This window comes from Bacillales bacterium (genome assembly GCA_035700025.1).
Lineage (GTDB): Bacteria > Bacillota > Bacilli > Bacillales > DASSOY01 > DASSOY01.
Genome location: DASSOY010000003.1, coordinates 117,003 through 127,178, shown reverse-complemented (window position 1 = coordinate 127,178; position 10,176 = coordinate 117,003). Strand labels below are relative to the sequence as shown.

Annotated in this window: 11 protein-coding genes; 6 read left to right on the top strand and 5 right to left on the bottom strand. The window is 52.2% G+C overall.

All coding sequences use genetic code 11. The features are described 5' to 3' along the window. Nucleotides 1-26 precede the first annotated feature (26 nt). On the bottom strand, nucleotides 27-1,211 hold the full coding sequence (locus tag VFK44_00775; protein ID HET7626906.1) for an MFS transporter: 1,185 nt from the start codon (nucleotides 1,209-1,211) through the stop codon (nucleotides 27-29). A gap of 124 nt (nucleotides 1,212-1,335) precedes the next feature. Here VFK44_00775 and VFK44_00770 point away from each other — a divergent pair, with 124 nt between their 5' ends. The 3 genes from VFK44_00770 to VFK44_00760 all read left to right on the top strand — a co-directional run bounded on the left by VFK44_00770 (nucleotide 1,336) and on the right by VFK44_00760 (nucleotide 3,607). After that, complete coding sequence (locus tag VFK44_00770) at nucleotides 1,336-1,644, top strand: rhodanese-like domain-containing protein (protein ID HET7626905.1); 309 nt, start codon at nucleotides 1,336-1,338, stop codon at nucleotides 1,642-1,644. A gap of 67 nt (nucleotides 1,645-1,711) precedes the next feature. Continuing rightward, nucleotides 1,712-1,894, top strand: coding sequence for a sporulation protein Cse60 (locus tag VFK44_00765; GenBank protein ID HET7626904.1), 183 nt, complete (start codon nucleotides 1,712-1,714; stop codon nucleotides 1,892-1,894). 93 nt (nucleotides 1,895-1,987) lie between these two features. Continuing rightward, nucleotides 1,988-3,607 carry a polysaccharide biosynthesis protein gene (locus VFK44_00760; protein ID HET7626903.1) on the top strand — a complete coding sequence of 540 codons (1,620 nt, stop codon included), beginning with the start codon at nucleotides 1,988-1,990 and terminating at the stop codon, nucleotides 3,605-3,607. Nucleotides 3,608-3,648: 41 nt separating this feature from the next. Here VFK44_00760 and VFK44_00755 read toward each other — a convergent pair whose 3' ends face one another. After that, entirely contained in the window at nucleotides 3,649-4,074 is a 426-nt protein-coding gene (locus VFK44_00755) for a hypothetical protein (protein HET7626902.1), read from the bottom strand. A 143-nt stretch (nucleotides 4,075-4,217) separates the two neighbouring features. Between VFK44_00755 and VFK44_00750 the strand changes: the two genes are divergently transcribed. Next, nucleotides 4,218-4,862 (top strand): PRC-barrel domain-containing protein, encoded by a 645-nt coding sequence (locus tag VFK44_00750; protein ID HET7626901.1) that lies wholly within the window; start codon nucleotides 4,218-4,220, stop codon nucleotides 4,860-4,862. 59 nt (nucleotides 4,863-4,921) lie between these two features. Here the strand turns inward: VFK44_00750 and VFK44_00745 are convergent, their stop codons facing one another. From VFK44_00745 to eutB, 3 genes are all read right to left on the bottom strand, one after another. Beyond that, nucleotides 4,922-5,143, bottom strand: a complete 222-nt coding sequence (locus VFK44_00745) for a DeoR family transcriptional regulator (GenBank protein ID HET7626900.1) — start codon at nucleotides 5,141-5,143, stop codon at nucleotides 4,922-4,924. Nucleotides 5,144-5,250: 107 nt separating this feature from the next. Then, nucleotides 5,251-6,831 carry a PucR family transcriptional regulator ligand-binding domain-containing protein gene (locus VFK44_00740; protein ID HET7626899.1) on the bottom strand — a complete coding sequence of 527 codons (1,581 nt, stop codon included), beginning with the start codon at nucleotides 6,829-6,831 and terminating at the stop codon, nucleotides 5,251-5,253. Nucleotides 6,832-6,842: 11 nt separating this feature from the next. Beyond that, entirely contained in the window at nucleotides 6,843-7,808 is a 966-nt protein-coding gene (gene eutB / locus VFK44_00735) for a hydroxyectoine utilization dehydratase EutB (protein ID HET7626898.1), read from the bottom strand. A gap of 210 nt (nucleotides 7,809-8,018) precedes the next feature. Between eutB and VFK44_00730 the strand changes: the two genes are divergently transcribed. Together VFK44_00730 and VFK44_00725 are read left to right on the top strand one after the other, a co-directional pair. Then, nucleotides 8,019-9,224, top strand: a complete 1,206-nt coding sequence (locus tag VFK44_00730) for a M24 family metallopeptidase (protein HET7626897.1) — start codon at nucleotides 8,019-8,021, stop codon at nucleotides 9,222-9,224. Then, the gene (locus VFK44_00725; GenBank protein ID HET7626896.1) at nucleotides 9,205-10,173 is read left to right on the top strand and encodes a cyclodeaminase; all 969 of its coding nucleotides are present in this window, start codon (nucleotides 9,205-9,207) and stop codon (nucleotides 10,171-10,173) included. The genes VFK44_00730 and VFK44_00725 overlap by 20 nt, the downstream gene beginning before the upstream one ends. The last annotated feature ends 3 nt before the right edge of the window (nucleotides 10,174-10,176 follow it).

Sequence of the window (10,176 nt, the reverse complement as noted above, 5' to 3'; positions counted from 1 at the left end):
CATTCCGCCTCGATCGATCCGTTGTGTCAGCTGAAATCTTCTTCTTTTGGCAAAAACAAGGCGAAGATGCCGAGCAGCGGCAGGAAAGAAACGGCGGTCATCGTCGGCCCGATGCCGAAGGCGTCGGCAAAACGGCCGATGGCAATGGAACCGATCGCGCCGAGACCGAAGGCGAGGCCGACGATTAAGCCGGAGGCGGTGCCGATTTTTCCCGGGAGCAGTTCTTGAGCGTAGACGACCGAAACGGAAATGTTCGTCAGCAAAATCAAGCCGGTGACGGCTAAAACAGGAAGCGCCAATAAGGAATCGACGTGCGGAAGCAACAAGCTGAATGGAGCGGCGCCGGCCATTGAGAGAAACAGGACGCTCCGTTTGCCGATTTTATCGGACAACGGACCGCCGATGAACGTACCGAGCGTTGCAAAAGCGAGGAAGACGAAGACGTAAATTTCGGCGCGTCCGATCGTGAATTCGTATTGCTCGATCGCGTAAAAGGCATAGAAATTCGTGATCCCGGCACGGTACCAAGACTGCGCAAAGACGAAAAAGATGAGCAGGCTGACGGCGAAGGCGACCTTCTTGTTTCGCTCGGATCGTTCCTTCCCGTTGCGTGATGCCGGCGGCGGCGAAGCGGTGCGCGATAGTTCAGATGCATACCATCGGGCGACGTAAATCAGCAAAAGCACGGCGGTCGCGGCGGGGATCGTGAACCAGAGCGCGCCGACTTGGCCGAGCGGGACGAGAACTAGGGCGGTGATGATCGGAGCGAGCGATTGGCCGGCGTTTCCGCCGACTTGATAGACGGATTGGGCGAAACCGCGTCGTGCGCCGGCGGCCATGTAGGCGACTCTTGAGCCTTCCGGATGGAAGACGGCGGAGCCGATCCCGGCGAAGACGACGGCGATGATGACGATCGGGAACGAGGGGGCAAAGGCTAGGCCGACAATGCCGAGCATCGTGAAAACGAGGCCGGCCGGCAAGGCGTACGGCGATGGTCTGTGATCGGTGAGCCAGCCGACGACGGGCTGCATGATCGAAGAGGTCATGTTGGCGGCGAAAGCGATGAGTCCGAGGTCGGTGTAGGAAAGCGACAACGTTTGCTCAAGGATCGGAAACATGGCCGGAATGAGGGCAGAAATCGCATCGTTCAGCAGGTGAACGACGGAGATGACGATTAAAATGTGAAAGACGGTCGTGGACGGACGGAACATGGCTCTCCCTCATTTGCAATAGGCTGTCCTCATTATAGCAAGTGCATTGGAACGTTCGTGTGATTCTGCTTGACAATCCTTCAGAAAAAGGTGAAAATGACGTTTCAGAGGAGGGACGCATCGTATGGCGATTCAGGAGATTACTCCGAATGAAGTGAGGGAGTTGCTTCGCGCAGGTAAGAAGGTGTCGATCATTGACGTTCGTGAAGATGAGGAAGTGGCGGCTGGAAAAATTCCTGAAGCGAAACATATTCCGATGGGGGAAATTCCCGACAAGCTTGATGAACTCGACAAAGCAACCGAACACATTCTCGTCTGCCGATCGGGAAACCGCAGCGGACGGGTGACGGAATTCTTGCAAGGCCAAGGCTACCGTGTCAAAAACATGTCCGGCGGCATGCTCGAGTGGGAAGGCGAAGTTTCGACTTCATAAAAAAAAAGCAGGAAATCGGCGGCCTCCGGGCGAAACACGTACCCGGAGGTGTCTTTTATTGTTAAAAGTGAAACTGTTCGACGCTGAACATGAAGCTGATCTTGAGGAAGAATTGAACGCGTTTTTGGCGGAGGTTCCGGAAAATCTCGTCAAGGATGTTAAATACGGCGTGGCGGCGGCCGCCGACGAAGAGAGCGGGGCGGTTGTTTGCAGCTTTTCGGCGATGGTGTTGTACAGCGAACGGCGATGAAGTTGTTCTCGGCGGCAAAGTTCACTACAATAAGGAAAGAACGTTGTCCGGCAACGGATATCGGAATTCGATTGAGTTGATGGGGAGAAGGGCATGTCACAATCTCGGTTGCTCCGCGGGACGCTTATTTTATCCGCGGCCGTTTTTTTCTCGAAGTTCCTCGGATTGATCTTCGTCATTCCGTTCGAAGCGCTCGTCGACAAAAGAGGACTGGCGTTGTACGGCTACGCTTATACGCCGTACGCGATCATTTTGAGCATGGCGACGCTCGGGGTGCCGATGGCGGTCTCCAAATTTGTGTCCAAATATAATTCGCTCGGCGATTACGAAACGGGGAGGCGGTTGTTTCGCTCCGGTCTTGTTTTAATGAGCGCTACTGGATTCGCAGCCTTTCTCACGTTATTCTTTCTGGCTGAACCGATCGCCCACGGCGTCATTGATCCGAATGCGAAGGACGGCAATACGATTGCTGACGTCGTACTTGTCATTCGATTGGTAGCGACGGCGCTGCTCGTCGTCCCTGTCATGAGCGTCATTCGCGGCTATTTTCAAGGCTTTCAGTCGATGGGACCGACTGCAGCATCGCAAGTCATCGAGCAGATTGTGCGCATTCTATTCATTCTCATCGGCGCGTTCGTTGCTTTAAAAATTTTTCATGCAAGTTACGTAGCAGCAGTAGCGGCGGCCACATTCGCGGCTTTCGTTGGTGCGTTGGGCGGCCTTGCGGTGCTGATCACGTATTGGATCAAGAGAAAGCCGCATCTTGACCGGCAGTTGGCTGCCGGCACGTATCATTCTAACTTGCCGCTAACCGTCATGTACAAGGAACTGATCACTTATGCGATTCCTTTCGTCGTTGTTGGACTTGCGATTCCATTTTATTTGCTTGTCGATCAATTTACGGTGAACGAAACGTTGATGGCCGCCGGAATGACGCAGCCTGAGGCGGAGATCATCTTTGCGAACCTAAACCAAGCGGTGCAAAAGCTGGTCATGATTCCCGTTTCGCTTTCAACGGCGTTGGCAGTCACGCTCGTTCCGACGATCACGAATTCGTACACATCAGGAAAAACGGCCGCTTTGCATCACCAAATGACGCAGGCGTTTCAAATCGTACTCTTTTTAACCATTCCGGCGGCGGTCGGACTTTCCGTTCTCGCTCACCCGGTATACGGTTCGTTATACGGTCTTGAAAATGGGGAAGTCGGTGCAGCGATTTTACGGTGGTATGCGCCTACCGCCTTGCTGTTTGCCTTGTTTTCAATAACTTCGGCCATTCTCCAAGGCATTAACCGGCAAAAGTTTGCCGTTTTCAGTTTGCTCGTCGGGTTGCTCGTTAAAATGATGTTGAACGTTCCGCTCATTGCCCGCTGGCATGGTCTTGGCGCTGTGGCGGCGACCGACATCGGTTTCCTTTGTTCTGTGCTGCTTAATGTTTTCGTCATCCGTACGTTTTTGCAGTATCGTTTCGGGTTCGTGTTCAAAAGAGGCTTGCTTATCTTGTCGTTTTCGGTCATTATGGCGGTCGTTGTTGTGCTCGTCACCTGGCCCATTCGCGGGGAAAGCTATTTGCGTGCGGCGGAAACGACGGTTGTCGGTGTTGCCGCCGGCGGTTCCTGCTATTTATGGCTCGCCTACCGTTCCAATCTAGCCGGGCAAATCTTAGGAAACCGCTTCTCGGTGCTGCGCCGAAAAAAAAGAGAATCCCGCTGAGGATTCTCTTTCGCGTTGTATGCGTAGTGTTAAGGCGGCTCTTAGGAAAGCTGCTCGTCATACCAGGCGAGCTGTTGACCGATGCTGAGCCCTTCCAACGGGACTTCAAAAGGGAACCCGTATTTTCTCAACTCCGGTTGAAGAACCTTCCGGTATACATAGCCGCCGTGCAAGTAAATGCTTACCTTATTCGGATGTTCATGCGCACGCAATTCATCGATCACGCTTTTTGCCCAAATTCGTTTCTCTTCAATCGTAAAGGTTTTGATCGAGACGTCGTAGGGTTCCATGATCGTTTCTGGGAGCAATAACCCGTCTTTGGCATTATAAAAATAAATTTTATCGTAATTTTGAAATGCGTAAGCGACCGATTTGCGAAACAGCGGACTTGTGTAAAAGTCCGTGACCGGTGCGGGATGGGCCTGTTTTTTGCGTGCCGTGGCTAATAAACCGACTTTCGTACGCATGGAAATCCCTCCTTCAGATGAGTATACACCATATTTCGACGAAAACAGAATTTAACGTTTGAGCGTAATGTTTTTGATTCTGAGATTAGGGTAATTCCTTTTGTAAGACGAAATTACCTGCCTCAGGCTAAGGAGGGAAAACGATGATTGTGTTAGGAAAAGATATTCTTGGCAAAACCATCGTCCACGTCGACAACGACGAAGAGAAGGCAAAGGTGAAAGATTTATTGTTTGATCGTAACGAACTGAGCATCACCTATTTAACATACGAAATTGATAAACCGACCGACGAGACGAAAACGTTGCAAGAAGAACAACGGGTGCTTGATTCGATCGCTGCCGGCGGCCCCCGTAATACGTCGCAATGGAATGCGACGCCTGGCATCCGACTCGGCGCGAATCAAATGTTCGATTCCGAAAAGCAAACTTTTTTCATCCCCGCCGCGCAAATCGATCGGATGACCGAGAAAGCGGTCACGATGAAAGGAAGCGAGAAGGAAAGCCCTGCGGAAAGGGATGACAGTCTTTCCTGCTTATTCTTGCTCGACTTGCCGGTGGAAGATGAAGAGGGAGAAAAAATCGGCAAAATCAAAGATCTCGTCGTCGAAGAAAAAGAGAAGAGAGTGATCGGTTTAAAGCTGTCCGAAGGATTTTGGGAAAAAATCATCGGAGACGGTTCGAAATATTTGTCCATCGAAGGAATCGAATTATGGTTGGACGAGAAAGTGATCGTCAAAACGGCGGAGAAGGAAAACTTGCAAGATGACATGACGGCGTTGCTGAAATGAAATGCCCACGAGAAAAACACCTCGATCATACGGGGTGTTTTTCTGCGCTGTCGTTCTTTTTACCGGGAAATTTTCACGCGTTTTCCGGTTGTTGTCCATTTTCCGCGGCTCGGACTCTCGATTAATTCGTTATACTCCAAAATGTTTAAATCTCGCTGTACCGTTCTCTGGGTGATGCCAAATTCTTCAACAAGATCCAACGTTGTTACCGTGCCGTTATCACGAATGAACAAGTAAATCGATTTGATTCTTGTCATCATTCGCTCTGTTGAAGTTTTCAACGAACCACTCCCTGGGATGTGGAATCAGCATAAGATTCGGAAAAATCAAAATGCGTGATCGCTTATGCTTACTATACTAAACTTTTCTTTTTTTTGCAAAAAAGGTTTTATTCGGGCGGAACCGTCGACGAGCCGCTCATTCCAGCCTCCCAAATCTTCATGCAAAGATCAATCAAAAAAACATCATCGGGATTGTCGAAAGATTTTTGCGTCAAGGTTTCGATTTTTTGCAGCCGATAGACGAGCGATTGCCGGTGCAGATGAAGCGCCCGCGCGGTTTTGCTAATGTTTCCTTTATGCTGGATATACGATCGAGCCGTTTGCAGCATGTTGATCCTTTTTTCTTGTTGATAACGGATCAGTTTTCCGATGACGTCTTCCGTCAGTTTACGAATCTCTTCGTTTTGCGCGAGCAACGCCAACGCCCTGTACATCGGAATGTCCCCGTAAGCCGTTCGAAATCCCGGTCCTTTCAACCGCATACCGATGTCCAGCGCGGATTGCGCAGACTCATAACTTTCTCTGAATGTGCCGACACCGGCGCGATTTTCCCCGATTCCCCAGGAGATCGTCATTCTGCTTATCATTTGCGGAGCTTCATCAAACGCTTTAAACAACTTCCGCGCGTTTTCCAGCGCTGATTCCTGGTCTCCTTCAAGAAATACGACGATCCACGGCGTTTTGTAAGTGGCCATGATCCGCAAATCGATGCGGTCTTGCAATTGCTGCAGCATAGTGACAGTTTGTCTCATTTTCATTTCGGCCGCAGGGTCGCCAAGATCGATTTCACACTTCCCGAGCAGGCACACATAAGAGAGCCGAAGGTTAAATTGGTTCGCTTTCGCCCGCGCTTCCGCCGCTTCGAGATTATCGTAATCACCTTTTGTCAAACTCCAAACAAAGTCTCCGCGCATGCGCCACTCCGTTTCCTTTACGGCGTTTTCACGAAGAAACCATAAAGCGGCTGCCGTAGATGCATGCTCTAGGAGCCAATCCTCTTGTCCGCCGTCTAAATGCCGGTCTGCTGCCGGAAATAAAATGATTCCTTGTACATGACTGGCGGATCGAATCGGGATTTTTCGGATCGATTCGGTTTCATCATTCGCTGCTTGCGCACGCCACTGTTCGAGCAACTGTTCCGACCCGCGGCTCATGCCTTGCACGCTGCCGTATTCGTCGATGATGACTGCGGGTTTTTTCGTTTGTTCCAAAATATATTGGCTGATTGATGTCAAATCACCCCCGTGCAAAATCAAATTGAGCAATTGCTGCTGCGTTTTTTCCGATTGCTGGGCCGCGAGCTGTCTTCTTTTGCTCAGCTCTTGCAAAACCTGCTGGGTGATGTCGGCGAACCTTAACTTCCAAGGGATTTCGATGATCGGAAAATGACGGTCGTCGCAATAGTCGATGACGGATGGGGGAATTTCCGGAATGTGACGGCCGACAGCAACGCATAAACCTGCCGCTTCGGAGGCTTCGACATCTTCGACGTATTTTTGCAGTTCTTGGCGGTCATCGCAGCCAATGCCGGTCGTCAATACGAGCTCGTTTTTTTTCACGAAATCTTCAACCGGAAGTTCGATCACCGAGACGCCCTCGACCGGCCGGTTCACCAAATCGTCCCGAGCGCTTTTCACCGCAGCCTGTTCCATCAACTCCATTGCTAGTACGTCCGCAACTGTCAACATCGGTTTTCACCTCAACTTACATCGTTCACCACTTTAAAATAGGCGGCGGGATCGACATTTTTTCCGCTGACGATGACTGCCGCGTGCTTTCCGGTTGCCGGCACCGTCTGATGCAGCAAAGCGCCGACGCCGATCGCCGCGGCGCCTTCAGCCACGATCCGATGCCGTTTCATCAAAAACTTCATCCCGTCGGCAATCGCCGCTTCACTGACGAGGTACGTCTCATCGACGTACTGCTTCACCATCGCAAACGTGTACCGATTGTCACGTCCAATTCCGCCGAGCAAGCTGTCAGCCAGCGTCTCAACTTCAGCGATTTCAACCGGCCGGCCGGCTTTCAAACTTTCATGCATGACGGCTCCGCGTTCCATCGACAAGCCGACAATGCGCACGTTTGGGTTGTTCGCTTTCACGGAAAGCGCGATGCCGCTGATCAATCCTCCTCCTGATAGAGGGACGAATACAGTATCAATGTCCGGCGCTTCTTCCAACAACTCCAGTCCAATTGTACCTTGACCGGCGATCACGTGCGGATCGTCAAACGGCTCGATCACCGTTAATCCTTCATGATCCCGCAATTCGCGTGCCCGCCGGCCGGCATCATCCTGGCTGTCGCCGTAAATTTCCAGTTTTCCGCCAAATTTGCGGATCGCCTCGGCTTTCGCTCGCGGCACTCGATTTGAAACGCAAATGTGCGCATCAATCCCTAATTGGCTGGCGACATACGCCACGGCAAGCCCGTGGTTGCCGGTCGAATATGCAACGACGCCGCGCGCCTGTTCTTCGTCGGACAAGCTTAAAATTTTATTGGCTGCTCCGCGAATTTTAAAGGCTCCGGTCGGTTGTTCGGTTTCCATTTTTAAAGAAACCCGTCCTTTCGATGGCTCGGAAAGAAACGGGCATTCACGGAATGAAGTCTTACGAACGAGTGTGCCGATACGCCGTCTCGCTTCCCAAACTTGTTGGATCGGAACCACGAAAATCACTCCTTCATTATAACATTAACATAGAATAGTAATTATTTTACGTCAATTGTGAAAACTGGATAAAACAACGGCGCCGATTTCATACAATTTGATGATTGTCTCCGAATAGAGCGGATACGTATGATGAAACCACATCCACTTATAGAGAGACAGCTGCCGCCTGTAATCACGACGACAGGCTGTTTGAAGGAGGCTTTAGAGATGGTGTTGCCGTTTGACCTGGCGGAGTACGCCGCGCGATTGGAGAAAGTAAAAGGGGCAATGGAGACGAAGGGCGTAGATGTCCTCTGCATTACGAATCCATCGAACATGAATTATTTGTCTGGTTATGACGCATGGTCGTTTTACGTTCATCAGTTGTTGGTCGTGTTGAAAGAAGAGCACCAGCCGTATTGGATCGGCAGGCGTCAGGACGCGAACGGGGCGAAATTGACGACGTGGCTGGACGAACATCACATCATTTATTATCCGGACGATTACGTGCAGTCGAAGATCAAGCATCCGATGGACTTCGTTACGGGAATTTTGCGAAGCTGGGGACGCCATCGCGATCGAATCGGGTTCGAAATGGACAATTATTATTTCACCGGGCGCTGCTATGAACAAATCAAAATCGGAATCCCGGACGCCCGGATCCTCGATACGACGACGCTTGTCAATGAAGTGCGTATGATCAAATCGCACAAGGAAATAGCCTATATGCGAAATGCCGCGAGAATCGTAGAAAAGGCGATGGATACCGGTGTGAAAGCGATTCGCGCCGGCGAGCGCGAAAACGAAGTCGTCGCGAAAATTTACCACGCGCAGTTGTCAGGAACGGAACAGTTCGGAGGAGATTACCCAGCGATCGTTCCGCTCATGCCGTCAGGGGTGAAAACGTCGGCGCCGCATTTGACGTGGACGGACAGCCGTTACGGTGAAAACGACCTCGTCATTCTGGAGTTGGCCGGCTGTTACCGCAGGTATCACGCTCCACTGGCGAGAACGGTGAAGATCGGCATGCCGAACGAGAGGGAAAGGACGATTACGGAAACGGTGAAAGAAGGCATCCATGAAGTACTGCAGATGATCAAGCCCGGTGTTACGTGCTCAGAAGCGGCCGCCGTTTGGCGAAATGTGATCGCGAAACACGGAATCGAGAAACACGACCGCCTCGGGTATTCTGTCGGACTGAGCTACCCGCCGGATTGGGGCGAACATACGGCGAGCATCCGCGAAGGGGACGACACCGTCTTTCAGCCGAACATGACGTTTCATTTCATCCCGGGGATTTGGCAGGACGATTGCGGCATCGAGATCAGCGAAACGATCGTCATTACCGAGAACGGATGCGAAACGCTTGCGAACTATCCGCGGGAATTGTTCACGACGTACACGGAGGACGGTCATGCCCATGAAAGTGTTTGACGAGAAAGCGATCCGCCGCAAGGTATCGTTGACGCCGGAAGCAGTGAATGTCGTCGAGCAGGCGTTTTGCAAGTTGGCAAGCGGCGCGGTGATGATGCCGCCGATCATGCGGATCGACATTCGCGATCACAACGGCGAGGTTGACGTAAAGTCCGCCTACATTCACGGGGAAGACGTGTTTGCGGTCAAGGTGTCGTCCGGGTTTTTCGACAATCATAAGCTCGGATTACCGAGCGGAAGCGGATTGATGGTGATCATTGACGCGACTACCGGTGTTCCGCGGGCGGTTTTGGCGGACAACGGGTTTTTGACGGACGTACGGACGGCCGCGGCTGGTGCCGTTGCTGCGCGGTATTTAGCACCGGAACACGTAAGAGCCGTCGGGGTGATCGGGGCGGGTACGCAAGCGAGACAACAAATGAAAGCGTTGATGCTGGAACGGCATTTTAAAAAAATGCTCGTGTATGCCCCGACGCGTAATCGAATCGAGTCGTTCGCGGCGGAAATGGGCCGGGAGCTCGGCGTGGAAGTGACGATTTGCGAGGATGCCGAACAAGTCGTGCGCGGCAGTGAAGTCGTCGTGACGACGACGCCGGCGAAGTCGCCGGTTGTGCGGGCGGAATGGCTGCATCCGGGGCTGCACATTACGGCGATGGGCTCGGATGCGGAGGAGAAAAACGAGCTCGATCCGCGGATTCTCGCGGAGGCGGATGTGCTCGTTTGCGACGTGAAGAGCCAATGCGCGCGGCTCGGCGAGCTGCATCACGCGATTGCGAGCGGCACGGTGCCGGCGAGCGAGCCGGTGACGGAGTTGGGCGCGGTAGCGGCGGGGCAGGCGGAAGGGCGAACCGCTGCGAGTCAAATCACGGTGTGTGATTTGACGGGGACGGGAGCGCAAGATACGGCGATTGCGGCGTATGCGCTCGCGAAATTAAATGAGGGAGGATGATGA